This window comes from Algibacter sp. R77976, from assembly GCF_044594645.1.
In the GTDB taxonomy this organism is placed as follows: Bacteria; Bacteroidota; Bacteroidia; order Flavobacteriales; family Flavobacteriaceae; genus Algibacter_B.
This window is the reverse complement of record NZ_CP138989.1, coordinates 1,009,610-1,034,935: the sequence shown is the minus strand read 5'-3', so window position 1 is coordinate 1,034,935 and position 25,326 is coordinate 1,009,610. Positions and strand designations below refer to the sequence as shown.

Genomic DNA, 25,326 nt, shown 5'->3' with positions numbered 1-25,326 from the left:
TAACATGGTTAGAAAATAATAAAAACACCTCATGAAAGATTTCTTTTACGCAATACAAGATTTATTTGTTAATGTTCTTTTTGCTCCAATGGATGCTATAAGAGCATTAGAATTAGAAAATTGGTTTGCTGCAAATACATTGTCTTGGATTTTTATACTTATCGGGTTTGTAGCTATGGTTTACTGGATGCTACAACTTAGAATATTTGATCAAAACAATGAAGAAGATAAAAGTATTTCTTCTCATTCTTTTTTATAGATCGAATCCAATATCTTTACGATAATATATCTTATCAAAATGTAGTTTTTCTATACTTTGGTAAGATTTTTTTATGGCCTCTTGGTACGTGTTACCATAAGACGTTATAGCCATAACACGACCTCCAGAGGTTACAATTTTACCATCTTTTAGTTGTGCTCCAGCATGAAACGGAATGGAATCAACAATAGCATCAACACCGGTAATTTCTTTACCTTTCTCATAAGCTTCTGGATATCCTCCAGAAACTGTCATAATTGTTGTAGCTGCACGGTCGTCAATATCAATGTCAATTTTATTTAAAGTTCCATTAGCCATGGCTTGTAAGATCTCAACAAAATCGTTTTTAAGCCTTGGCAAAACAACTTCGGTTTCGGGATCTCCCATTCTTACGTTATACTCTATAACTTTAGGATCATCTCCAACCTTGATAAGTCCAATAAATACAAAGCCTACATAAGGTAAATTATCTTTCTTAAAACCACTTATAGTTGGTTTTACGATGCGCTCTTCTATTTTATTTAAAAATTCGTCCGTTGCAAAAGGTACTGGAGAAACTGCTCCCATACCACCAGTATTTAAACCTGTATCGCCTTCGCCAATGCGTTTATAATCTTTAGCGGTTGGCAGAATTTTATAGTTTTCACCATCAGTCAATACAAAACAACTTAACTCAATACCATCTAAAAATTCTTCAATAACTACTTTTGTGCTTGCTTCACCAAATTTAGCATCAACAAGCATGCTTTTTAATTCTGCTTTAGCTTCATCTAAATCATTTAAGATAACAACACCTTTCCCGGCTGCTAATCCATCGGCTTTTAAAACGTATGGTGCATTTAATGTTTCTAAAAACCCATATCCTTTTTCTACAGTTTCCTTAGTAAAACTCTCGTAAGCTGCTGTTGGAATATTATGACGGTATAAAAACTCTTTTGCAAATTCTTTACTTCCTTCTAACTCGGCAGCTGCTTTTTGTGGTCCAATAACCGATACGTGCTTAATAGCAGCATCATTTAAAAAATAATCGTGAACACCTTGTACTAAAGGATCTTCAGGACCAACAACAACTAAATCAATACTATTCTCTAATACAAGTTCTTTAATTGCAGGGAAATCTGTAACTCCAATATTTACGTTAGTTGCTACTTGAGCAGTACCAGAATTCCCTGGTGCTACAAATAGTTTTTCGCATTTTGAGCTTTGTGCAATTTTCCAAGCAAAAGTATGTTCTCTTCCTCCAGAACCAAGTATTAAAATATTCATTTATTTTGATTTAGTTTTCCGTTTTCACGGGAATGACAAATTATTGTTTTTTAATGCTATGCATTAAAAGCTATTTTATAGTTTCCGCAAAAATAAAATTAATGCCACAGCTTGTCCCGATTTTATTTTATTTTTTTCGGGAAATACACGAATATTTTTTATTTACTTTACAAATTATATGTTTTTAGCGTGAATTTATTTGATCTTTCATTGAAATTAAGCGGCTTTCCTATTAAGAAAGCTATACGTTTATTGAAAACAATTCAAAATATAAATGAAAGTGACTATACTGCTCATATTGAATCTAAAAAGCAAGACATTGTTGAGTATCATTTAAAAAACAATGAATTTTACCAAGAGTTTGCTAAAAACATAGATATTTCCAACTGGGATACCGTTCCAATATTGACCAAAAAAGATTTACAAAAACCTCTAGAAAAAAAACTTTCAAAGGGTTTTAGAAAGAAAGAAGTTTACATTAACAAAACATCAGGGTCATCTGGTGATCCGTTTATTTTTGCTAAAGATAAATTTAGTCATGCCTTAACTTGGGCCGTTATTCAAAACCGATTTGGATGGTATAATTTAGATTTCAACACTTCTAAACAAGCGCGTTTCTATGGTATTCCTTTAGATAAAAAAGGGTATTTTAAAGAGCGTTTTAAAGATAAACTTAGTAGTAGATTTCGCTTTTCTGTATTTGATTTGAGTGATTCTGCTTTTGAAGGTCATTTAAAAAAGTTTGAATCAACCCCTTTTGACTATATTAATGGTTATACTAGTTCTATCGTACAGTTTGCAAAATTCCTTCAGAAGAAAAACTGTATTTTAAAAACTATTTGCCCAAAATTAAAAGCTTGTGTGGTAACTTCTGAAATGCTTTTTGATAATGATAAAAAACTTATGGAAAACCAATTTGGAGTACCCATAATTAATGAATATGGCGCATCTGAATTAGATTTAATTGCTTTTGAAAACCCTAACGGAAATTGGCAAGTTAATAGTGAAACTCTATTTATTGAAATTCTTGATAAAAACAATACTGTTCTACCTTACGGAAAAGAAGGTCGCATTGTAATTACGTCGCTATACAACAAAGCACACCCTTTTATTAGATATGATATTGGTGACATTGGAGTGCTATCTAAAGAAAGCACATTAAAAAAACCAATTCTTGAAAAACTTGTTGGTAGAACTAATGACATTGCCATTTTACCAAGCGGAAAAAAAGCAGCTGGACTAACATTTTATTATATCACTAAAAGTATTATTGAAGACGATGGAAAGGTTAAGGAATTTATTATTCAACAACTTAAACTAAATACATTCAAGATTATTTATGTGAGTTCTGAAACACTTTCTAATGAAAAAATAAAAATAATTACTACTGAAATTGAAAACTATCTTGAAAAGGGACTTTTAATTACCTTTGAAAAAAGAGAAATATTAATGAGATCAAAAAGTGGTAAATTAAAACAGTTTACTTCTTACCTAAACCAAAATACATGAACATTACTATAGTTGCTGGTGCAAGACCAAACTTCATGAAAATTGCCCCTATTATTGAAGCCATTAAAGCAAAAAAAAAGGAAGGTTTCAATATTAATTATAGACTTGTGCATACAGGGCAACATTATGATAAAAATTTAAGTGGTACTTTTTTTGAAGAATTAAATATCCCGCTCCCAGATAGTAATTTGGAAGTTAAAAGCGGTACACAAGCAGAACAAACTGCGGCTATTATGGTTGGTTTTGAAAAAGAATTAGCACAAAATCTATGCGATTTAGTGATGGTTGTTGGCGATGTTACCTCAACTATGGCGTGTACTATTGTAGCGAAAAAAGCGAATATAAAAGTGGCACATATTGAGGCCGGAATTCGATCTGGTGATATGAAAATGCCTGAAGAAATAAATAGAATTGTAACCGATAGTTTAACCGATTATTTTTTTACTACATCAACTTATGCTAATGAAAATTTAATAAAGTTAGGCGTTTCAAAATCTGACATCTATTTTGTTGGTAACGTGATGATTGATACCTTATTAAAAAATGAAGCGAGATTAAAAAAACCTTCTCTTTGGAATGATTTAGGTTTATCTGAAAAGAAATATATGGTTATGACGCTCCATAGGCCAAGCAATGTTGATGAAGAAGACCAATTGAAGAAACTTATTACTCAAATTGTAACTTTAGGAAAAGATTACCCTATTATTTTTCCGGTTCATCCAAGAACACAAAAACTTTTAACAGGATTAAATTTAAACTTTGATAATTTACATTATGTAAACCCTTTAGGGTATTTAGAATTTAACTATTTGGTAAAACATGCTTTAGCTGTAGTTACCGATTCAGGAGGAATTACCGAAGAAACTACTGTTATGAATGTGCCTTGTATAACATTACGAGATAGCACAGAGCGACCTGAAACTTGCACCATTGGAACAAATATTTTAGTTGGAGGTGATTCTAATAAAATTAAAAACGCATTTAACACGTTACTTTCAGGGTCTTGGAAGCAAGGTGAAACCCCGGAGCTTTGGGATGGAAACGCTGCAAATCGAATAATTAATCATTTAACATCAATTTTTAAGGTTTAAAAATGAAAGATGTTCTAATAATAACCAATTATTTTCCTCCTGAAACTGGAGCCGCTTCAAATCGTATTTTTCATTTAGCTGAAGGCTTACAAAGACACAGTTTTAAAGTTTCAGTACTAACACCATTACCAAATTACCCAAAAGGAAAGGTTTTTGAAGGATATAGAGGGCGATTTAAGCACACTTCTAAAGAAAATAACATTATCACCCATAGACTTTGGATTTACGCTAGTAACTCTAAGAATAAGTTCCTGCGTCTTTTTGCTATGTTATCTTATAGTTTCAGCTTAATTTGGTTTTTTGCTTGGAATAAAATCCCTAAAACTGTCATTATTCAATCTCCTCCATTACTAGTTGCTTTTACTTCTGTGTTTTTCCTGCGCTCAAAAAAAAGAAAGCTTATTTTAAATGTTAGTGATTTATGGCCACTTGCCGCTTTAGAATTAGGGGCATTAAAAAAGAACTTTAGTTATAGAATGCTAGAAAAAATTGAACGTTTTAATTATAAACATGCTGATTTAATTTTAGGTCAAAGTGAAGAAATTCTATCACATGTAAAATCTATGTTTTCTAAAAAAGAAACCTTGTTATATCGAAATTATCCAGATTTTAAAGCACCAATTCCAAAACATGCTATAAATACGTCAGAAAAACTAAAAATAGTTTATGCTGGATTATTAGGGATTGCTCAAGGTATTTTTAAACTCTGTGAACAATTAGATTACTCAAACATTCAATTTCATATTTATGGTGCAGGTCCGGAACAAAATACTATTGAAAATTTAATTAAAAACAAACCAGAGTTAGATATTGTTTATCATGGTGAAGTGTCAAGAGAAGAATTACACCATGTTTTAATCAAATATGACATTACTATAATTCCTTTAATTAATAGAATTTATGGTTCTGTGCCTTCTAAAATATTTGAATATGCTCGTCTAGGAATCCCTATGTTGTATTTTGGTGGCGGTGAAGGTGAACACCTTATAGAAAAATATGAATTGGGTTGGATTGCAGAATCAAGTAATTATGCCGATTTAAACTTTAAGATATCAAAGATAGAACCTTCTAAATTACAATCAGAAAACAGAGTTAAAATACAAAATAGCTCTAATAAATTCTTCAATTTTAACACCCAATTACAACAATTAACAAAACATATTTAATACGCCTTTTCCTCTCCTTTTACTGCATTTGTAAGTGTTTGGAAAGCAATTTTAAGATCTAGTAGTAGCGACCAGTTTTCAATATAAAAAATATCGTATTTAACACGGTTTATAATATCTTTATCAGTCTCTATTTCGCCTCTAAACCCACTTATTTGGGCTAAACCAGTTATGCCTGGTTTTACAAAATGGCGGACCATAAACTTATCGATTCTTTGGGCATACATATTAGTATGACTTACCATATGTGGCCTTGGTCCAACTACAGACATATCACCAAATAGCACATTAAAAAATTGAGGCAATTCATCTATACTAGTTTTTCTAATAAACGCACCCATTTTTGTGATTCTCAAATCCCCTTTAGTTGCTTGAGCTAAATGGGCGTGCTTGTTTGGGGTCATAGACCTAAACTTATAACAATCAAACTCTTTATAGTTAAATCCGTTTCTAGATTGTTTAAAAAACACAGGGCCTTTAGACTCTAGCTTAATAAGTATTGCTAAAATTGGGGTTAACCATGATAAAACAAAAACTATAATGCATATAGAAAATAAAATATCAAAAAGTCGTTTAACAAATTTGTTTACCGGTTCTTGAAGAGGAATAGCTCTAATTGATAAGATAGGGATATAGTCGTAATATTCATACTTAAGTTTCTTTGAGTAAATTTCTTTATTATCCGGAATAAATTTAAGCTCTCGCAGATTATTATCAGCAAAATCAATTAACGTGTTTATTTGTTTATTTGATAGTTCTGAAACAGAAAAATATATTTCATCTATATTATTTTCTATAATATAATCAAAACAGTATTCTAAAGAAAAACTTTCATCTTTGACACTAAATTTAGCCTCAAATTTATAACCATAATCAAGTCTTGTATTAAATGTTTTTATAAGTTGCCTAACTTTTTCATTATCTCCTATTACAATTACCCTTCTAATATTACCTCTTAAAACTGTTCTATATTTTTTTAATAGATAAGTTGTTAAAAATTTAAAAATCGTAATTAATATAAAGACTAAAATTAAATATTCCCCTAACGCTAATCTGCTAATATTTGGTTGCTTAAAAAAACCAATAAAAGCATATAAAGCAATCGTAAAAAAGATTATTTGTCTAAATAAAAGTGGCGTTATTTGTATTAACCTTGTATGCCTATGTACTTCGTAAAAATGATTTTTAACCGCAATTAATATCCAAGAAATTGATATGTACAAACAAAAAACATAAATATTTTTTAAATTTATTTCAAAATAAAATACGGCCATATTTATTATGACTAAATCTATAAAACTAAATAATGGTTTTATTAAACTAGAATATCTTCCCTTTTTGTAATTCACTTATTTTTTTATATGTTCTTTAAAGTTTTTATGTTCACTCTTATATAATTCTTCTTGAGATAAGGACTTAAAATAATCATAGGTTATATTCATACCTTCTTCTCTGCTAATCTTTGGCTCCCAATTTAGTACTTTTTTTGCTAATGTTATATCTGGTTGCCTCTGAAGCGGATCATCTTGTGGCAACTCTTTATAAATTACTTTCTGACTTGTACCCGTAAGCTTTATAATTTCTTCTGCAAACTCTTTAATTGTGATTTCATGAGGATTACCAATATTAACCGGATTAGAATAATCACTTAATAATAATCTATAAATACCTTCTACTTGATCATCTACGTAACAAAAAGATCGGGTTTGAGAACCATCTCCAAAAACGGTTAAATCTTCTCCTCTTAGGGCTTGACCAATAAAAGCAGGAATCACTCTACCGTCATTAAGGCGCATTCTAGGTCCATACGTATTAAATATACGGGCAATTCGTGTTTCTATACCGTGAAATCTATGATAAGCCATAGTTATAGATTCTTGGAAACGTTTTGCTTCGTCATAAACCCCTCGAGGACCTATGGTGTTTACATTACCGTAATAATCTTCTGATTGAGGGTGAACTAAAGGATCTCCATACACTTCTGAAGTTGATGCAATAAGCATTCTAGCATTTTTAGCTTTTGCTAATCCTAATAAGTTATGTGTACCTAAAGCTCCAACCTTAAGTGTTTGAATAGGTATTTTTAAATAGTCTATCGGGCTAGCTGGTGATGCAAAGTGTAAAATATAGTCTAAATTACCTCTAAGTTCTATAAAGTTAGTTACATCATGAGCTACAAATTCAAAATGTTCCAAACCCATTAAGTGTTCTATGTTTTTTTTATCGCCAGTAATAAAATTATCCATAGCCACTACATGGTAACCTTCTTTTATGAACCTATCGCAAAGGTGCGATCCTAAAAATCCTGCAGCTCCTGTTATTAGAATTTTTTTCATGTAAATTTATTTCTGCTTCTTTATTTTACAACCATCTTTTAATAAATGAATTCTATTGATAAATTGAACTTGTTCTAGGGGTTTTATTTTATCAAAAAATTATTTTTTTTCTGAGTATATTTTTTTTAATGTATTTTCAATGTTATAGTTGTTAGCTAAATCCCCTATTACGGTTTCTAACTTTTTACAAGAACCTCTAAGCATTTTGATCTCGTTTTTTCTGATAAATTCTGGGTTTATGTTAACATTAATATTATACCCAACCGTTTCATCCATTATTTTAATTATCTGCTTTATATTTACAGTTTTTCCACTACATACGTTAATTGTTTCTGATTTTAAATTAGAAAACAAGAGTCTTTTATAACACTCAATAACATAATCGACATCATTAAACTCTCTATAAACATCCATATTACCTAAAGCTATTTCTTTCTTTTTATCAATAAAATGAGAAATAATTTTAGGTATCAAAAAATGTGATTTTTGCCCTATCCCTGTGTAATTAAATGGTCGAGTTATTATTATATTTTGCTTAGTAAAATATGCTTTTGTCATATTTTCCATGACCAATTTACTATTGCCATAATGGTTAACTGGCTGAGGGCACATTGATTCTTTTAATTCCCCTTCAACATTACCATATACAGCAGCACTGCTTGCAATTAAAATTTTATTTGGGATATAATCTAATTTATTTATCGCATTTAATAAATTTATTGTTCCAAAAATATTAACGTTGTATATGTTTTGTTTATTTGTTGATGCAACAAAAGAAATAGCCGCTAAATGAATGATGTAATCTGGTTTAATAATTTTTAAAGCATTATATAAATCATCTTCTTTTAAAATATCACAAACAATATGGGATGGGTTATTGGAATTACTATTAGTAGTGGTCCCATAAACTTCAAACCCTTCTTCTAAAAGATGTTTTTCTAAATGCACACCTGTAAAACCAGTAATACCAGTTATAAAAATATTCTTTTTAGAAAGTACCTCCATTTTTATTTCTTTCAATATCTTTTTCAACCATCATATCGCATAATTCTTTCAAAGTAGTTTTTGGGTTCCAATTAAGCTTATCATTGGCTTTGGAAGCGTCTCCTATTAACAAATCTACCTCTGCAGGTCTATAAAACTTAGGGTTTACCTTAATTAACGTATTTCCCGTCTTATCATCTATTCCAATTTCATTTTCGGCTTTTCCTTTCCAAGTAATGTCAATATCAATTGCTCTAAAGGCTAATGATACAAATTCTCTTACCGTTTGTGTCTTGTTAGTAGCTAAAACATAAGTTCCTGGCTCATCAGCCTGCAACATTCTATACATACCATCTACATATTCTTTGGCATATCCCCAATCCCTTTTTGCATCCATATTTCCTAATTCAAGTAAGTTTTGCTTTCCTAAATGGATTTTTGCTACGGTGTCAGTTATTTTTCTAGTAACAAACTCTTTTCCTCTTAGCGGAGACTCGTGATTAAATAAAATGCCACTCGTTGCAAATATGTCATAAGATTCTTGATAGTTTAACGTTGCCCAATGTGCAAATACTTTTGCAACTCCGTATGGGCTTCTAGGGTGAAATGGTGTACTCTCATTCTGAGGAATAGCATGCACTTTACCAAACATTTCTGAAGTCGAGGCTTGGTAAAATTTTATACTAGGGTTAATTGACCTAATAGCTTCTAACAGATTCATTGCTCCCACACCAGTAATTTGCGCAGTTGCAATAGGCTGAGTAAAAGAAACACCAACAAAACTTTGAGCTGCTAGGTTATATATTTCGTCTGGCTCTATTTCTGAAATAATCCTGTAAGCACTAGATAGGTCAACTAAATCGTATTCTAAAAGGTGTAAATTTGGGTGTACATCAACACCTAATTCTTCAATTCTCCAGAAGTTTGTTGAGCTTGTTCTTCTATAAGTTCCAAAAACTTGATATCCTTTTTCTAATAAAAGTTCTGCTAGATAAGCAGCATCTTGACCAGTTATCCCCGTAATTATAGCTTTCTTCATATTCATATGTTTTATTCAGGTGTAATTATATTATTAAATTAAATTGTTTTCTTTAAACCACTTTATACTAAGTTTTAAACCTTTATCTAAATCGACCTTTGGTTCAAAACCTAGATCGTCTTTAATAAAGTTTATGGAAGCCGTCATATTAGAAATATCGCCCTTCCAGCTTTCATTCGTATAATTTATTTTAGGGTTAATTTCTAATGCTTTACTTATCTTGGCAACCAATTGTTTTATAGAAGTTTGTTTTCCACCTGAAACATTATAAACTTTACCCCTACTTTTTGGATTTGTAAAGGCTATAAAAAATGCTTCAATTGTATCAGAAACATAAGAATAATCTCTAATTTGTTCCCCCGTACCTAGTACTTCTAATTTTTCATTATTGGCATTTAACTTCTTAATAAGATCATAAAGCACATATCTAGATTGCCTTGGTCCGTAAGTATTGAATATTCTTATAGCTGTAAAGTCTAGATCATATGTTTTTTCATATGCTAAGCCTAGTTTTTCTCCATATAATTTTGTAACACCGTAGTTAGATCTTGGAAGTAATTCGTGTTTTTCATCCATTGGAGTATATAAAGGCTCTCCATAGACTGCTGCAGTACTTGCGAAAAGAACTTTTTTGATATTATGTTTTATACATAAATTTAAAATATTAAATGTTCCTAAAGCGTTACTATCAAAATCTATTTCTGGAAACTTATTTGAAAAGGGTACATTTGCATTTGCCCCTAAATGAAAAACATAATCGAAATTTTCATCTTGAAATATAGTCTCTAAAAACTTATAATTTGATATGTCTCCATATTTGTATTCGCAACTATCATTTTTAGAAAATTTATTATCTGCTCCCATCATATTATCAATTGATAATATGTTTTTGAAACCCTCTTCTACAAGTCTATCTATCATATGTGAAGGTATAAAACCACAACCTCCTGTAATTAGTATTCTAGATTTTTTATTCATTTTTTAATTTAGGAATTTAGTTATTATTTTGCTTAAATCATAGCTAGGTTTAGCTTGTTCAATATTTTTTAAATAGTACTCTCTATTATTTTCAACTTTAAGTAAACCTTCTACAATATCATTAATACTTTGGCCAGTAACCTCTCCAACTTTTTCTTCGGTAACAAAATCTTTTGAATTATTGTTTATTCCGTTTGTAGTTATTATTGGTAAATCAGAACCTAACGCTTCTATAAAAACACCGGGAAGGCCCTCACGGTCTGAGGGAAAAACAAGTAAGCGCCCTTTAGAAAGTATTTTTTGTTTTTGTTTTTCTGAGACAAAGCCATGAAAAATAACGTTAGGGTTTTCATGATATTGATTTTTTAAAGTATCAAACATACTACCATCACCCACAATATGAATTGGATAAGATTTTTCCGGATACAATTCATTATACTTTAAGACTGCTAAAATTGCTTTATCTGGGTTTTTATGAGGTACTAACCTACCAACAAAAAGAAAATACTCACTCGATTTATTTTCAAAATCACACATATCAAGAGAATTCGGAATAGATAAAACATTCTCTGAATTTCTATTTTTATGTTTTTTTAGTATTGTTCTTTGTACACTGTTACTTATACATGAAACTTTATCGGTTGAATTTAATATTAAATTATTAATAATTTTCCATAAAAAAGAATGTCTATATTCAACAAAGTCAATAAATGTTAAACCTTTGTTTTTAAAAAGGCTTTTAGAAAAAATTAATGGAATAATAACAAATTGACCAATAATAATGATATCATACTTTTTGTTCTTAATGTTTTTTCTAATGGCAAAATAAAATTTAATCATTGTGGATATTTTTCTACCAAAAACACCTTTCTTGTAATGAGTTTCATCAGAAACAACTCTTTTTACGGTTACTCCATTTATTACTTCGTTGCTTACTAGCTCCTTTTGGTGGGCTATACACATAACTTCAACGGAATGTCCATAATCTGAAAATCTTTCAGCTATTCTTTTAAATCTAAACTCCATTCCCCCAATAAATGGGTAATAAAATTCATTTATAATTAAAATATTTTTTGTTTTCATTTTTTTAATAAGCGTTGTTCATTTTTTTTTATAAAAAAACTAATAAAAAATCCATAGAAAAAGATTCCATATCGTCTTGCCATATAGTTTTCTGTTAATCCAAATGATAAAATGATAATTAAAAACAATAAAAAATCGTAATCTTTTGACTTTAAACTCATATGTAAAAGATGCAAAAATACAAAAATTAAAATGATTGTAGGTAAATACCCGAAAGCTAAAACATAACCAATAATTTGATTGTGACTATGTAAACCAGACCAATATTGTCTTTTATTTAGAATTAAACACTCATCAATTTTTTTCTGTACATTACCTGCTCCTAAACCTTTAAAAAAACTTACCTCTTCTGTTATTATTCGCGAAGAACACCTCCAAATACTATACCTTGGGCTTCTATCCTCCACTTTCAGCTTTTGAAAACGCTCTAAGGTATTTGTAGAGAAAATTAAAAACGACGACACTACAGCCCCTAAAAACAAACTAATTAAAGCATATTTCCTGTTTCTTTTTTTGAAAAGAGAAAAAATTAAAAATAAAAAGATTAGTGAAAAAATTAACAGAATTGCAAATCTTGATGAAATTAAAACAATAAAGCTAATTATTAAAAACACAAAAATTGAATTTAAAGCATATACCTTTTTATCATTTTTTCTGGCCATATCTCTTAAAAAAATATAACAAGAGAAAACGCCATATATAGAGAGGTAATTGTGTTGTATTTCTAAAAAGGAATTAGAATATTTATAGTCAAAAAAGGAACCAGTTTCTAAATAATATACTGTTCCGCTAATAATAGATAAAAGATAAATTGTTACAGTAATGTATCCAAAATATAACAAAATTGTATTTCGACTTAATTTATTTTTATCCTCAAGAAACATTAATGAAAAGACCGTTAAAACGAAAAAAATTAATTTCTCAATTTCATATAGATTCAATTCAATATTTTTTGAATAAATCAAGGTTAAGACCGAAAAAATAAAAGGAAAAATTACTACTATAAAATAGATTATGTTTTTTTTTGAAAACTGTTTATTTTCTTTACTAAAAATACTAAACAAAGCTAATAATACCGCAATCCCATTTGATATGTACGATATTGCCATAGAAAAACCTAAACATAAGAAGCTAAAAAGGAACATTATATAAACAAAATCGTTTAAATATAATTTTTTCATTTATACTATCTTTTTATAAAATTATAACCAATTTTTATGAATTTCTGTTCTATGAAGTTAAAACCTAAAATAGAAATAATTGTTGATAAAATAAAACTTAATATTAAAAACAGTATATTACTTAAAAAACCCTCTCCCAAATTAAGATAACCTATAACATGTATTCCTAAAACATGGAATAAGTAAAATGAATAACTTATTTTCCCAAAGTACGACAATGCTTTATTTTTAATCTTTATCTTAATTGTTAAAAGCAAAAACAGAATAAAGGCTATTGTATAACTTAGAAAATATTTATACCAAACCTCATTATGTCCATAATCTTTATTATATGCCAAAAAAGATATTGCTAACATAATTATAGAAAAAACTATTGGGTATAATTTAATAAAAAAACTATTTTTATTATTAATAAAACTTAACCCACCGTTTTTATACAATATGTAAGATTTCAAAATGTAACCATAAAACATCAGCGATAAGGCCAAAAACAATGCTATTGGTAATTTTATTTGCAAGTAATACCTAATAACCGATCCAACAAAAGCAATTAGCAAAAACCCCACAGAGGACATGAAAACTTTAGAAAAATTATGAAGACTACCAAAAACAAATAGTATAACACAAAAAGCATAAAATATGAGTTCTATTTGCAAGGTCCAATATACACCAATTATGCTTTTAAAGCCCAACATTTCAGGAACCATTGTGATATTAGCTAATATAGTTTTTAGGCTTGGTAATGGGTTCCATAGTAATAGAACCCCTAAAATAATTGACACCCAAAATATTGGATATAACCGAAAAAAGCGTTTTAATACAAAGTCTTTAACTTTACTATTTTTCTTTAAACTAAAAGGTATTAGAAAGCCACTAAGCATAAAAAAAAGAACAACACCAATTTTACCAAAATCTAAGAAATCAACTGTCCATAGAGTTATTTTTGCAAAATTTAAATTAATAAAACTTTCTCTTCTTAAGTAAAGCACAACATGCTGTATAAAAACTAAAATTGTAGCAATTCCCCGTATAGAGTCTAAAAAATCAAGTCTTTTTTTATTTGACATCTTCTAAGTTATTTGCAACTAAAATTGGTAAAAAACTTAACCCTTTTAGTAGTTTGTGAATTTTATTTAAACCAAAATAACTAGGAATGTAATAAGAGTTATTGAACTGATTTATATTTAATAATGTTGTTGAAAAAGCGCTTATATAATATTCATATTTATTAATAACACAATAATTTTCTGCGTTCATTTTTGTTGTAACAACAGTAAATTTAGTCTCTTTATATTTATCTAAATTCTCTCTAGGATGTGGTAAATAATTAACTTTGATATTAAAATGAGTTTGTATATCTAAAATTTTATTTATGTAATTAGCAGAGGATATATAACCATCTTCAACCAATGGTTGTCCAATAAATAATATTCCTTTATTAGAAATAGGTTTTTTGTTTGATTCAAAGTTAGTGTTATAAATTATATTTTTTTTATCAAATCTATTTTTTATTATTATCTGATCTCTTTTATATGTGTCGCTTAAAATACTTTTGCTGTAATAACCCAAAAAGAACTTTATAATATTTTTAAAAAAGAATTTGCTCGTTCCTGCACCAATATAATGCCCTAAACCATCTTCCCATAACTCTATTATTACTTTATTGTCTAAACCAAAATCAATTAAAAATTTATCAAAAGGTTTATTATCAGTAAAAAGAATTAAACAGTCAAAATTAATATTTAACAGTTTCTCTTTTGAAGTTTTATATAACTTTTTATTAAATCTTCTTGAAGAAAAGATGTTAAATTCTTTTCGCTCAGAGTCAAAAAAAATAAAATCAACTTTTTTAAAATTTTCATTTATAAGTTTTAATAATCTTTCATCTTTTCCATTAATTAAAAAGTATTTTGGTTTTATCCCGTTTTGAAGCAAAAGTTCAATATGATATGAGCTTATTACTTTAGCTAAAATTTTCATAACAATAAATCATGTTTTTTATATAGAATCCCCATATAACACCAAACAAACAAATAATGAAAATTACTTTGAGTCATTCCAATTAAAATAATAAATATTAAAAAATACTTTAACTCTCTTCGTTTATGAGTTAAATATAAAATAAAAAAACTTAAAACAATAAACCCAAAATAACCTATCGATACAAGAATATTAATTAACATTATTGAGGGTCTATCAGTTCCTATTCCTAGACCAAAAATCGGCATTTTTGATAATGCTTCAAGTGGAAGTGTAATACCATGCTTAAGCCTTTCTTTAAAGGATCCTGTTTTCTGAATTATTATATCCTGTACTACATCGTTGAATATAGAAACCAAGATAACTGCAAGAATAGAAATAATAATAATCCAAAGAAACATTTTCAACCCCTTCTTATCATATATTCTTGTTAAAAAGAAGAAGTAAATAACACCCAAATATCCTGTAAAGGATGTAGAAATCAACAATAAAAATGATGAGATATATAAAATTCTCTTTTGTTTTTTTGTAAATTCGACTTTAAGTAAAAAGAGCGTTAAAAATGTTGTAGTAAGGTAATAACCAAAGATAGAAGTTTCTGTTTGTACGGAATTAATTCTTTTAACACTATTAAATAACGTTTGAAAAGCTGTTACTGAATACTTCCCAAACTCATCAATACTATAGAAGTAATGCATGTAAATATCGTAATTATTACTGTAGTAGAGAAATAGCTGCAATATTGCTATTAAATTAACTACTTGCAGTCCTGAAAACAAAGCACTTACAATATGTTTCTTTTTTGCTTTAATAGAGCTTACTAGTACAAAAACAATTCCTCCCAGAACGACATATAACATCTGAGTGAAATTAGTAAAAGACACCCCTTCCTTTAAAACTGTTTTCGCCCACTTTCCTGATCTTTTTGAGTCTTCAACCTCCCATACTTTAACGGGCTCAAAATCAAAATATCTAACAATAAGACTGATTGAAAGTAAACTGACTAAAACTAAAAAATATATTAATGGTTTTTTAGCTAACTTTTTACCACTAATTATAAAAGTAAGTATTAGTAAGATCGCTAAATATTCTGGTATTTTTAAATGAAATGTTATTTGTGAAACTTCAAATAAAGATATTGTGTAAAAAGAAGAAAACACAATTAATGTAAATAACAAACCATTAATTAAAGGGTTTTTCTTTAAAAAATATTTAAAGAGTACTACGCTATTTACAATTAAAAACCACACTAAATATTATCTTTTTTTAAAATAAGCAATAAAATTAAATATAAAACTCCTCTAGTTAAAAAAAAGACTGGAGTGAACACAAAAAAATTATTTGTAAAAAACAATGATATTAATATTGTTAAAATATTTAATAGGAATATTTTATTCATATTAACGTACTTTATAATAAAAGCTTTTGAAACAAAAAATAATATAGTAAAAAATATAACATTGAAACTAATAAAAGAAAACTCATCCAACAAATTATTAGCAGGATAAAACATTTTTATAAGGTAAGGAGCAAGAAACAAAAAAACAATACCTGAACAAAAAGCTATTGTAACAATTGCTAATGCAATTTTCAATTTATTTTTTATAAAAACGGCAACATCAACTTTGGTTAAAATACTCAACAAACTAGATGAGGTTACTAGAACAATAGGGTTTACTCCAATTAGAAAAATAGATATCATCTGATAATAATTAACATATCTGTCTGGAAAAAAGTGCTCAACAACAAACATGTCCATCCTTTGTACCAAAGCAAAAGACAAATAAATAATTATAAATTTTAAAACATTAAAATCTGTTTTCTCTTTTAAATCATGTAAATTAAAGCCTAATTTAATATTCCCTTTATAAAGTACTAAAAAAGAGAAAACTTCCGAAACAAGTAAACATAATATAAAAATATTAATGTTGCTTATATCAAACAATAAGGTTAATACTAATAATAGAAGGTAAGGTAATAGTCTTACAAAAACATAGAAATAATTTTTTTTAAAAATTAAAAAATTAAAATATACCTTTAATTGTAATGTATTAATGGAAAAAACAACCATATATAATCCCAACATCAAACTTATTGGAATAGAAAAATCTTGTGTAAAAAAAACAATTGATGTTAATAAAGAGGCTAACGACAACTTTATTAAAAATTTATAGACACCCTTTTGAAGATTTGTTTTTGTTACTAGTCGCACATAATAATCTGCCAAGGACGATCCAAATGTATATATTAAAAAATCGATCGTAATTAACAAAAAACTAATTTCGCCAAAAAGTTCTGGAGAGTGTTTTTGTATTAAAGGAAAAAATACTATTTGTCTAATAACCGAAAAAATAAAAGCAGAACCTGCATAAACAAAAGAACCCTGAATAAATTTTTTAAGCGACATTATTCTTTTATCAAAAATTCGGAAAACTCTCTAAATGCGCCTTGACCTCCTTTAGTTTCTAAGATATTTATTTTCTTTATTTTCTTTATTTTCTTTACGGCATCATTTGGGCAAGCTGAAACACCTACTTTAGACAATAGCTCAAAACAATTTACATCGTCTCCAATATATGCAACCTCATCTAGTTCTATGTTTTCTTTTTTACATATTTCAATAGCGGCTTCTAGCTTACCTCCATGCTTTTTTGATTGATATACATAATCTACTTTAAGCTTCTTTGCTCTTCGTTCAACTATTTTTGTGTTCTCTGAAGTAATAATACCCGTTTTAAAGCCTTTTTCTCTCAAAATTTGAAATCCCATTCCATCGCGAGTATTGAACTTTTTAAATTCATCTCCAGTTTCTGAATAGTACATTCCTGCATCTGTTAAAACGCCATCGACATCTGATAATACTAACTTAATTTTATTAACTTTTTCTTGGCGTTTACCAAAACGCTTCATTAATTCTTCAGCAATTACCCAATCTTCCGGCTCATCTATCTCAACAGCAGTATACTCTTCCATTAAAGAAATAGCAATATTACCACTTAGTCTATTTTTATACTTTTTTATATTAGCTATACTGTTAATGTAAAACGCACCATTTTCCATTAACATTCCTGAAAAATCTTGTCTTCTAGGTCTGTTAGCATAATCATAATTTAAAGGACTACCATCTTTATTCCAAAAAAAACGTTTTGTTTCAACACAAGACAATACGCTATCATATTTATCTAAATTGAATCTACTTAGTCCTTCGTTTAAATGTTTTTCTGTTAATAATGGAGATGTAGCCTGAATTAAAATAAAGCAATCTTCATTTTGAAGATTGCTTTTTTCTATATATTCCATCATCACACTTTCTGTTGATGAATGATCCTGTGCATTTAAAACATCTCGATGATAAATATTTACTTTGTCAAAATAAAATTTTGAAACGGCGTCTTCTATTTCACTACTGTCTGTAGCGACTACTATTTCGTCAATATCTTTGACCTGATTTGCAGCATTTAAAACCCAATAAATCAAAGGTTTTCCACAAAACAACTTGAGATTCTTTAATGGGATAGATTTACTTCCTCCTCTTGCCGGTATAAATGCAATTGTCTTCATGAAATGATGCTAGATTGCTATTTCCTAAATTTTAATTTGTCTCTTTGAACTTTTTCTATATCTAGAATTTCCGAATCTTTATACTTTAAGGCATCATAAGTTGCTTCTAAGTCTCTACATAGCTTTCTCAAACCAGCTGGCTCTAATGATGCCGCATGATCTGTTCCTTTCCAAGTTCTATCTATTGTAAAATGTCTTTCTACCCATGTTGCCCCTAAAGCTACGGCAGCATTATCAATAGCTATCCCAAGGTGGTGACCAGAGAACCCAACTTCTTTAACTCTGTTACCATATTCATTTTTCAATCTTACAATTTCTAATAAACAAACGTCTTTAAAAGGAACTGGGTAACCTGATGTACAAGAATAAATAATCAATCTGTTTTTAGCTTGGTCTTTTTCTTCAAAAAACTCTATAATTTCCTTCTCTTCTTTCTGATTTGTCATGCCGAAAGATAAATGAACTTCTCCTTCATAATCATCTCTTAAAACCTTTAACATCTCAAAATGATTATTACATGCAGAAGGCACTTTTAACAACCCTGGTTTAAAGGTTATCATCTCTTTAGCAGAAGTAACATCCCATACAGATGTGGAATACTCTAAACCAATAGAGTCGCAATGCTCTTTTAATCTTTTGTGTTGGTCTACATCAAACTCAAGAAATTCTCTATGCGCTCCATAAGTTTCACCATACGAATTATGTGGATTTGGATGAGCTGCATTATACTGCTCTTCTGTAAGCAATTCTTTATTATTACGTTTTTGAAATTTGGCAACATCAGAACCACATTCTTTGGCTTTGTTAAGCAAATCAATTGCAATGTTAAAATCTCCTTTGTGATTACAACCAATTTCAGCTATTACCTTGGGTTTTTTATATTCCATCTTTTTTTTATTTTAAAATACTTTTTTTAGGTCTTCGAGCAAATGTAAGATATTTTTCAAGTTTAACAAGTTTTGTTTTGCCCAACAAATCATTTTCTATTAAAATTTTATGGGTAAAATCATACCAAGTCATTATTTTTTCATCACAAAAGTGCTTTATACCGTAATCCTTTGAATTATTTATAATCAATTTTAATAAATAATTTGATAAACTTTCTGTATTCGTTGGGCAACCTGTTTGGTCTACTGTAATATGCAGTTCTTTTTCTTCTTTAGCCTTTTTCAAAATAGTTTTATAAAAATTATTTCCGTATTTCCTGCTATATAACCATGAAGTCCTTACGATAAAATACCTTTTCAGTATGCTTTTTATTTTTATTTCTCCATCCAGCTTAGATTTTCCATATTCATTAATAGGGTTTGTTCTATCTGTAACTTCATATGGTTTTTCACTTTCTCCATCAAACACATAATCAGTTGAAATATGAATTAAAACAATATTGTTTTCACTACATTCATAAGCTAAGTTGCTAACTCCATCAGAATTTATATTATATGCAATTTCTGGCGTTTTTTCAGCTTGTTCAACATCTGTATAAGCTGCGCAATTAATACAATAATGAAAATGATTTTGTTTAAAAAAAAGATGAAGTAGATCTTGTTTAGTAATATCCAATTCTTTTTTAGATACAAAAACAAATTCCAAACCGATATCGTTGTCATAGTACAACTCTTTAATAGTTTTTCCTAGTTGACCATTTGCACCAGTAACCAAAATTTTTTTAATCATTTGAATAAAGTTTCAAACGTTAGTAGTTTTTTATCTTTTTCAGACACTAATATTTCATCTTCTGAAAGTCCCCAGTCTATATTTAAAAATTTATCATTAAATATTATTCCTGATTCTGAATCTGCGTTATAATAATTGTCACACTTGTATGAAAATATTGTGTCATTTTCTAAAACTATAAATCCGTGTGCAAAACCTCGAGGTATATATAGTTGTTGTTTATTGATGCCATCTAACATTATTGAAAAATATTTTCCAAATGTTGAAGAATCCTTTCTAATATCGACACACACATCTAAAACCCTGCCTTTAATAACCTGAATAAGTTTTGATTGGGCATTATCTCCTTCTTGAAAATGTAACCCTCTTAAAACACCTTTTGATGACTTAGACATATTATCTTGAACAAAATGAGTTTCAACTCCTGTTTTATTAACAAACACTTTTTCCTTAAAGGTTTCTAAAAAGTAACCTCTTTCGTCCTCAAATACATTGGGTGTAATGATATAAGCACCCTTTAAATATGTTTCTTCAACTTTCATTATTACTTATTACTGGATTAATTGCTGAAGATACTCTCCATAACCGCTTTTTAGAAGAGTTTGAGCTAATTTATTTAATTGGGCTTTATTTATATATCCCATCTTATATGCTATTTCTTCAATACATCCTATTTTTTGCCCTTGTCTTTCTTCAATAACTTGAACAAACTGTGAGGCCTGCATTAACGAAGTAAATGTGCCAGTATCTAGCCACGCTGTTCCCTTATCTAGTATCTGCACATTTAGCTTGCCGTTATTTAAATAGACCTTATTTACATCCGTTATTTCTAACTCCCCACGCTCACTAGGTTTTATATTTTTTGCAATTTCAATTACAGAATTATCATAAAAATAAATACCTGGTACTGCAAAATTAGATTTTGCTTTTTCTGGTTTTTCTTCTATTGAAATAGCTTTATTATTAACATCAAACTCTACAACTCCATATCTTTGAGGGTCCAAAACGTGGTAAGCAAAAATAACACCTCCATCTGGATTAATATTTTTTATCAGTGTTGTGTCTAATCCCGAACCGTAAAAGATATTGTCTCCTAAAATTAACGCTACGCTATCTTTCCCAATAAATTTTTCTCCAATTATAAAGGCTTCGGCTAAACCTTTAGGTTCTTCTTGGATGGCATACTCAAACACGCAACCGTAATCACTTCCGTTTCCTAAGAGGGCTTTAAACCTTGGTAAATCGTATGATGTTGAAATTATTAAAACATCTCTTATTCCTGATGATAGAAGCGTTGTTAATGGGTAATAGATCATGGGTTTATCATATACAGGCATAAGCTGTTTGCTAACCACTTTTGTGAGTGGGTACAATCTTGTTCCTGAACCTCCTGCTAATATGATTCCTTTCATTATTTTTGATATTTTTTCATATACCAATCAATTGTTTTTCTGATCCCTGTTTCGAAATTTTCTTTCGCTTTCCAATCTAATTCGTTTTCTATTTTAGAAGCGTCAATAGCATATCTAAAATCATGACCTGGCCTATCTGTTACAAAAGTAATTTGTTTTTTGTAAGATTGATTTTTAGGTATAACGTCATCCAATATTTCACAAACCATAGTTGCAATATATAAATTATTTCTTTCGTTTTCACCTCCAATATTATAGGTTTCCCCAGCTACTCCATTATTAAAAGCTAAATCAATGCCTTGGCAATGATCTTCAACATATAACCAGTCTCTAATATTCTTACCATCTCCATAAATAGGAATATTCTCGTTATTTAGGGCCTTACGTATTATAGTAGGTATTAGTTTTTCATCATGCTGCTTTGGTCCATAATTATTAGAGCAATTTGTAGTTACTACATTTAAACCATAGGTATGAAAATAGCTCCTTACAATAAAGTCTGATGATGCCTTGGATGCACTATAAGGGCTGTTTGGCGCATAAGGTGTTTCTTCTGTAAACAAACCTTCATTACCTAAAGTCCCATAAACCTCATCTGTTGATATATGCAGAAATCTAGATTGAAGGTGTGTGTGTTTTTTTTTCTGTGGGGCTATCATCCAATGATTTTTCGCAACATCAAGCAAATTAAACGTTCCTAAAACATTTGTGTTAACAAACTCATTTGGCGATTTAATTGAATTATCTACATGTGACTCTGCAGCAAAATGAATAACAGCGCTAAAATTATGTGTTTTAAATAAATTCTCTATTAATTCTCTATTACAAATATCTCCTTTAATAAAAGTGTAGTTATGATGATTTTCAACTTCTTTTAAATTAGAAAGCTCACCAGCATAAGTGAGCTTATCTATGTTTATAATTTTAACGAGCGGATGTTTATTCAAATAATAAACTATAAAATTTGAGCCTATAAAACCGGCACCTCCCGTAATTAAAATAGTCATTCCTATTTTTTATGTAATTTCTTATCCTGTTCGGATAAATATTTACCTAAACCATAAAGTATAAAACCAAAGAACGTAATTACAAAAAATATTATTGGTAACATGATTTTCATTTTATCTGTCCATTCTGACATATCATAACCAGCGTCAGGAAATTCAGAAATAACATTGACAACATTTCTACCTTTTATCAAATCAACATTAATTTGTCTTTTTTTAGCTTCTAGAAGATATTTTTTAGTTAATAATCTCGATTCATCAACTATCAATTGACTTTGTTGAGCATTACCCATATATAAATTTGTACCAGTCCCAGCAATTGGTTCTTTATTTGACTCATTTTTACGAATTTTTAAATATTCTATTGCTAAAGAGTCTATTTCTTTTTTTTCGATTTCAATAGTTTCTTTTTGTCTTTTATAATTTTCTATTCCGACCTCTTTTAAGTCATTTAAGTACTCATTATTCGAAATTGCATTTATAAAATTTAGTTTTAGTTTTTGAAAAATGAATTTATCAGTAGAAGCAACTCCTATTGCATGCCTTTTAAAACTATAATAATCTAAGGACTCAACATAATCGTCATACAAATAATCCGCTCTACTTAAAGAATCTAAGCCTTTCTTAAAATCCACAAACATTTTAATACGATCATTCTCATCAATATCGGGTCTCATGTAAACACCTTTTATTGTGGCGGCATCTTTTACGCTAATATTTAATTTTCTTGCCAATTCTATAGAATCATTATCAACATTAGCCAGTTGATGAAGATAACTTAAGTTTTCATAGACCTGATGAGCTGAACCAAAATTTGTTTCAATATATGAATTAGCTCCATATAATGGACCTTCCATTTTATCTAAAACAAAACCTATAATTAAACCTAAAATTATAGCTATTGAATACCATTTTATTCTATTATAAACATGTATTAAAACAATTAATATAACATTATAAATACTTTGAAGTAAAGATGCAACAAAATTAAAAAATTTTTGAAATGCATTTCCTAATAAATTAAACAATTGCCCTAAATCAACTTCTTCTGACTTTTGTGGTTGTGGTAATTCTTTACTCATAATTTCAAATTAATTAAATATTTGTTCTAATATCGTTCTTGTTATTAAATATGTTGGCCTAACACCCGATGTGCCTAAACCTCCAGATGCTAATGTTGCTCCTGTTTCTAAAGGATTATCACTAGCGTAATATGCGTATCTTACCTTTACATCTGGTCCAATACTACCTCTTACTTTCGAAGCAGCTTGAATCGCTTTTTGGTAATGCGCACCTTCCATTTCTAAACCTATTACATTCCATGTTGAATCGTAAAAGAATTTTAAAATGTCTTTGTTTTGAAGCGATGTTCCTAAAACTGTAATCATCGAGCCTTCGTAAACATTTACACCTTGCCCTTCTAAATCTTCTCTTTTTAATTCGTTTTCAAAAGGATAATTATCAGCAGTTCCTTCAAAAATATGTGCCGAAGGTATCATAATATCCCCTTTACCACCTTCTAATATACCTGCTTTACCCATAATAGAAACTGACTCTACATTTAAATGTATTTTCTTTTCTTTGGGTTTATAAGGTTTCAATAATTCATCTATAGTTTCATAGGCTTGTTCTCCAAAAGCATAATCCATGACCAATATAACAGGTTTTTTTTGATTCAAACCTACTTCATTTGTATTAATATCTAATTTTGAAGCATCAATTTTTGCAGTATCAAAAATTTGCACATCAATATTTGCTCCAGAAGTATCTTTAATATAAATCATCCCTTTTTGCAACGCCTCTTTTGTCACTTTATTGCGGAGATCATTATTTTCCTTATCACTTAATGATTCGTACACTTCAAAAATATCTTTTTTAGAGACTATTGGCTTTAATGCATTTGGAGTAAAAAGCGTATTCATAACACTATGCATATTCGCACTTATAATATGAATGGGTCTTTCTAATAAATTGTTTTTAAATAAATGATCCTTGACTGTGTTTGCCCAAATCTCCCCATGTATGTGGTGCCCAATACGCTCTCTTAATACAGGGCTAAAAGTTACTGTACGTTTATTATTATTTACAAGTTCTTCAATTGCTAATTTACCCAACCAATACACAATATGCAATAGTCGTTCAGGTTGTGTTGGTGTAGCAAACTCATCGTAAACCGTTGTCAATTCATTAAAAGTTCTACCTAAAATATTCGCTGTATGGGTAATAGCAACTTCTCTCTCTTCTTGAGTAAGTTTCTTTTTAGATAATACTGCTTTTTCAAGTTTAATCCAATCTCTAGTTGTTAAACCCTCTTCATCAATAACTACACGGTTACTTATTTTATGAGATTCAACAAAAAGAAAGGTAAGATGTGTTAGTATATCGTAAATTTCAGATCGGCCTCGTGTAATTTCAATATTCATCTGCTCGTCATCAATTCGATAACAATTACGACGACGTTTTTCCGGAATTATAGTTTTAAAATGCGAATTAGAATACCCTTCATCACTAGTTAAATTAATAAAAGTACACTCTTCAATACCATGTGGTAATCGGTCTATAACATAAAGCAAACCTTCTAATTCTGCTTTTTCATCACCTATCGACCCATAAATTTCTGGACGTAAAAGCAATAATGCTTGCCTTAAAGTTTCACCCGAAACTCCCATAGGCTTATAAAAGCCTCGATTAAACAGGTGACGCATAGTGACATACATCCGTTCAATAGCATTAGTGCTTTCTTGAGCGCGCGTTCTAGCATGATGTTTTTTACTACTCATAGTTTTGTTTGGTTGGG

24 protein-coding genes are annotated in these 25,326 nt (G+C 29.1%); 4 read left to right on the top strand and 20 right to left on the bottom strand.

Features of this window, described 5'->3' with window-relative positions; translation table 11 throughout:
• Positions 1 to 31: 31 nt before the first annotated feature.
• Positions 32 to 259: a DUF6341 family protein gene (locus SJY43_RS04435; RefSeq protein ID WP_396602638.1), complete on the top strand. Its 228-nt coding sequence runs from the start codon at positions 32 to 34 to the stop codon at positions 257 to 259.
• On the opposite strand, the gene purD is transcribed toward SJY43_RS04435, so the two are convergent.
• Positions 254 to 1,525 carry a phosphoribosylamine--glycine ligase gene (gene purD / locus SJY43_RS04430; RefSeq protein WP_396602637.1) on the bottom strand — a complete coding sequence of 424 codons (1,272 nt, stop codon included), beginning with the start codon at positions 1,523 to 1,525 and terminating at the stop codon, positions 254 to 256. The genes SJY43_RS04435 and purD overlap by 6 nt on opposite strands.
• 189 nt (positions 1,526 to 1,714) lie before the next feature.
• Between purD and SJY43_RS04425 the strand changes: the two genes are divergently transcribed.
• Genes SJY43_RS04425 through SJY43_RS04415 form a run of 3 tightly spaced genes read left to right on the top strand, consistent with a single transcriptional unit; the run spans position 1,715 to position 5,291 of the window.
• Positions 1,715 to 3,034 (top strand): phenylacetate--CoA ligase family protein, encoded by a 1,320-nt coding sequence (locus SJY43_RS04425; protein WP_396602636.1) that lies wholly within the window; start codon positions 1,715 to 1,717, stop codon positions 3,032 to 3,034.
• A complete protein-coding gene (gene wecB, locus SJY43_RS04420) occupies positions 3,031 to 4,125 on the top strand; it encodes a non-hydrolyzing UDP-N-acetylglucosamine 2-epimerase (RefSeq protein WP_396602635.1) in 1,095 nt (364 codons plus the stop codon). The genes SJY43_RS04425 and wecB overlap by 4 nt, the downstream gene beginning before the upstream one ends.
• Before the next feature lie 2 nt (positions 4,126 to 4,127).
• Positions 4,128 to 5,291, top strand: coding sequence for a glycosyltransferase family 4 protein (locus tag SJY43_RS04415; protein WP_396602634.1), 1,164 nt, complete (start codon positions 4,128 to 4,130; stop codon positions 5,289 to 5,291).
• On the opposite strand, the gene SJY43_RS04410 is transcribed toward SJY43_RS04415, so the two are convergent.
• The 19 genes from SJY43_RS04410 to SJY43_RS04320 form a co-directional block, all read right to left on the bottom strand.
• Complete coding sequence (locus SJY43_RS04410) at positions 5,288 to 6,640, bottom strand: undecaprenyl-phosphate glucose phosphotransferase (protein ID WP_396602633.1); 1,353 nt, start codon at positions 6,638 to 6,640, stop codon at positions 5,288 to 5,290. The two genes, SJY43_RS04415 and SJY43_RS04410, sit on opposite strands and share 4 nt — an antisense overlap.
• A complete protein-coding gene (locus tag SJY43_RS04405; protein WP_396602632.1) occupies positions 6,641 to 7,627 on the bottom strand; it encodes a UDP-glucuronic acid decarboxylase family protein in 987 nt (328 codons plus the stop codon). It abuts the gene before it with no gap.
• A 99-nt stretch (positions 7,628 to 7,726) separates the two neighbouring features.
• Positions 7,727 to 8,647, bottom strand: a complete 921-nt coding sequence (locus SJY43_RS04400; protein WP_396602631.1) for a GDP-mannose 4,6-dehydratase — start codon at positions 8,645 to 8,647, stop codon at positions 7,727 to 7,729.
• The gene (gmd, locus tag SJY43_RS04395; protein WP_396602630.1) at positions 8,616 to 9,650 is read right to left on the bottom strand and encodes a GDP-mannose 4,6-dehydratase; all 1,035 of its coding nucleotides are present in this window, start codon (positions 9,648 to 9,650) and stop codon (positions 8,616 to 8,618) included. The genes SJY43_RS04400 and gmd overlap by 32 nt, the downstream gene beginning before the upstream one ends.
• Before the next feature lie 33 nt (positions 9,651 to 9,683).
• On the bottom strand, positions 9,684 to 10,628 hold the full coding sequence (locus SJY43_RS04390; protein ID WP_396602629.1) for a GDP-mannose 4,6-dehydratase: 945 nt from the start codon (positions 10,626 to 10,628) through the stop codon (positions 9,684 to 9,686).
• Between the two features lie 3 nt (positions 10,629 to 10,631).
• A complete protein-coding gene (locus SJY43_RS04385; protein ID WP_396602628.1) occupies positions 10,632 to 11,711 on the bottom strand; it encodes a glycosyltransferase family 4 protein in 1,080 nt (359 codons plus the stop codon).
• Entirely contained in the window at positions 11,708 to 12,892 is a 1,185-nt protein-coding gene (locus SJY43_RS04380; protein ID WP_396602627.1) for an O-antigen ligase family protein, read from the bottom strand. Before SJY43_RS04380 ends, SJY43_RS04385 begins: the two co-directional genes overlap by 4 nt.
• Before the next feature lie 5 nt (positions 12,893 to 12,897).
• A complete protein-coding gene (locus SJY43_RS04375) occupies positions 12,898 to 13,959 on the bottom strand; it encodes an acyltransferase family protein (RefSeq protein ID WP_396602626.1) in 1,062 nt (353 codons plus the stop codon).
• A complete protein-coding gene (locus SJY43_RS04370) occupies positions 13,949 to 14,872 on the bottom strand; it encodes a polysialyltransferase family glycosyltransferase (protein WP_396602625.1) in 924 nt (307 codons plus the stop codon). Before SJY43_RS04370 ends, SJY43_RS04375 begins: the two co-directional genes overlap by 11 nt.
• Positions 14,869 to 16,122, bottom strand: a complete 1,254-nt coding sequence (locus tag SJY43_RS04365; protein WP_396602624.1) for a hypothetical protein — start codon at positions 16,120 to 16,122, stop codon at positions 14,869 to 14,871. Before SJY43_RS04365 ends, SJY43_RS04370 begins: the two co-directional genes overlap by 4 nt.
• Positions 16,122 to 17,099 carry a hypothetical protein gene (locus SJY43_RS04360; RefSeq protein WP_396602623.1) on the bottom strand — a complete coding sequence of 326 codons (978 nt, stop codon included), beginning with the start codon at positions 17,097 to 17,099 and terminating at the stop codon, positions 16,122 to 16,124. The genes SJY43_RS04365 and SJY43_RS04360 overlap by 1 nt, the downstream gene beginning before the upstream one ends.
• Before the next feature lie 179 nt (positions 17,100 to 17,278).
• Positions 17,279 to 18,433 carry a cytidylyltransferase domain-containing protein gene (locus tag SJY43_RS04355; RefSeq protein ID WP_396602622.1) on the bottom strand — a complete coding sequence of 385 codons (1,155 nt, stop codon included), beginning with the start codon at positions 18,431 to 18,433 and terminating at the stop codon, positions 17,279 to 17,281.
• A 17-nt stretch (positions 18,434 to 18,450) separates the two neighbouring features.
• Positions 18,451 to 19,320 (bottom strand): N-acetylneuraminate synthase family protein, encoded by an 870-nt coding sequence (locus SJY43_RS04350; protein WP_396602621.1) that lies wholly within the window; start codon positions 19,318 to 19,320, stop codon positions 18,451 to 18,453.
• A gap of 7 nt (positions 19,321 to 19,327) precedes the next feature.
• Positions 19,328 to 20,110, bottom strand: a complete 783-nt coding sequence (gene rfbD / locus SJY43_RS04345) for a dTDP-4-dehydrorhamnose reductase (protein WP_396602620.1) — start codon at positions 20,108 to 20,110, stop codon at positions 19,328 to 19,330.
• Positions 20,107 to 20,652, bottom strand: coding sequence for a dTDP-4-dehydrorhamnose 3,5-epimerase (rfbC, locus tag SJY43_RS04340; RefSeq protein WP_396602619.1), 546 nt, complete (start codon positions 20,650 to 20,652; stop codon positions 20,107 to 20,109). The genes rfbD and rfbC overlap by 4 nt, the downstream gene beginning before the upstream one ends.
• A 9-nt stretch (positions 20,653 to 20,661) precedes the next feature.
• On the bottom strand, positions 20,662 to 21,522 hold the full coding sequence (gene rfbA, locus SJY43_RS04335) for a glucose-1-phosphate thymidylyltransferase RfbA (protein ID WP_396602618.1): 861 nt from the start codon (positions 21,520 to 21,522) through the stop codon (positions 20,662 to 20,664).
• The gene (gene rfbB / locus SJY43_RS04330) at positions 21,522 to 22,529 is read right to left on the bottom strand and encodes a dTDP-glucose 4,6-dehydratase (RefSeq protein ID WP_396602617.1); all 1,008 of its coding nucleotides are present in this window, start codon (positions 22,527 to 22,529) and stop codon (positions 21,522 to 21,524) included. Before rfbB ends, rfbA begins: the two co-directional genes overlap by 1 nt.
• Before the next feature lie 2 nt (positions 22,530 to 22,531).
• The gene (locus tag SJY43_RS04325) at positions 22,532 to 23,611 is read right to left on the bottom strand and encodes a hypothetical protein (protein WP_396602616.1); all 1,080 of its coding nucleotides are present in this window, start codon (positions 23,609 to 23,611) and stop codon (positions 22,532 to 22,534) included.
• 9 nt (positions 23,612 to 23,620) lie between these two features.
• Positions 23,621 to 25,309 carry a DUF6909 family protein gene (locus SJY43_RS04320; protein WP_396602615.1) on the bottom strand — a complete coding sequence of 563 codons (1,689 nt, stop codon included), beginning with the start codon at positions 25,307 to 25,309 and terminating at the stop codon, positions 23,621 to 23,623.
• Positions 25,310 to 25,326 lie beyond the last annotated feature (17 nt).

Coding starts and splice junctions, on each gene's coding strand:
- SJY43_RS04355 (WP_396602622.1), bottom strand. CDS start 18,433: ATGAAGACAATTGCATTTATACCGGCAAGAGGAGGAAGTAAATCTATC.
- SJY43_RS04415 (WP_396602634.1), top strand. CDS start 4,128: ATGAAAGATGTTCTAATAATAACCAATTATTTTCCTCCTGAAACTGGA.
- SJY43_RS04390 (WP_396602629.1), bottom strand. CDS start 10,628: ATGAATAAAAAATCTAGAATACTAATTACAGGAGGTTGTGGTTTTATA.
- SJY43_RS04405 (WP_396602632.1), bottom strand. CDS start 7,627: ATGAAAAAAATTCTAATAACAGGAGCTGCAGGATTTTTAGGATCGCAC.
- wecB (WP_396602635.1), top strand. CDS start 3,031: ATGAACATTACTATAGTTGCTGGTGCAAGACCAAACTTCATGAAAATT.
- SJY43_RS04350 (WP_396602621.1), bottom strand. CDS start 19,320: ATGGAATATAAAAAACCCAAGGTAATAGCTGAAATTGGTTGTAATCAC.
- SJY43_RS04375 (WP_396602626.1), bottom strand. CDS start 13,959: ATGTCAAATAAAAAAAGACTTGATTTTTTAGACTCTATACGGGGAATT.
- SJY43_RS04385 (WP_396602628.1), bottom strand. CDS start 11,711: ATGAAAACAAAAAATATTTTAATTATAAATGAATTTTATTACCCATTT.
- purD (WP_396602637.1), bottom strand. CDS start 1,525: ATGAATATTTTAATACTTGGTTCTGGAGGAAGAGAACATACTTTTGCT.
- SJY43_RS04435 (WP_396602638.1), top strand. CDS start 32: ATGAAAGATTTCTTTTACGCAATACAAGATTTATTTGTTAATGTTCTT.
- gmd (WP_396602630.1), bottom strand. CDS start 9,650: ATGAAGAAAGCTATAATTACGGGGATAACTGGTCAAGATGCTGCTTAT.
- SJY43_RS04325 (WP_396602616.1), bottom strand. CDS start 23,611: ATGAGTAAAGAATTACCACAACCACAAAAGTCAGAAGAAGTTGATTTA.
- rfbA (WP_396602618.1), bottom strand. CDS start 21,522: ATGAAAGGAATCATATTAGCAGGAGGTTCAGGAACAAGATTGTACCCA.
- rfbC (WP_396602619.1), bottom strand. CDS start 20,652: ATGAAAGTTGAAGAAACATATTTAAAGGGTGCTTATATCATTACACCC.
- SJY43_RS04380 (WP_396602627.1), bottom strand. CDS start 12,892: ATGAAAAAATTATATTTAAACGATTTTGTTTATATAATGTTCCTTTTT.
- SJY43_RS04320 (WP_396602615.1), bottom strand. CDS start 25,309: ATGAGTAGTAAAAAACATCATGCTAGAACGCGCGCTCAAGAAAGCACT.
- rfbD (WP_396602620.1), bottom strand. CDS start 20,110: ATGATTAAAAAAATTTTGGTTACTGGTGCAAATGGTCAACTAGGAAAA.
- SJY43_RS04370 (WP_396602625.1), bottom strand. CDS start 14,872: ATGAAAATTTTAGCTAAAGTAATAAGCTCATATCATATTGAACTTTTG.
- rfbB (WP_396602617.1), bottom strand. CDS start 22,529: ATGACTATTTTAATTACGGGAGGTGCCGGTTTTATAGGCTCAAATTTT.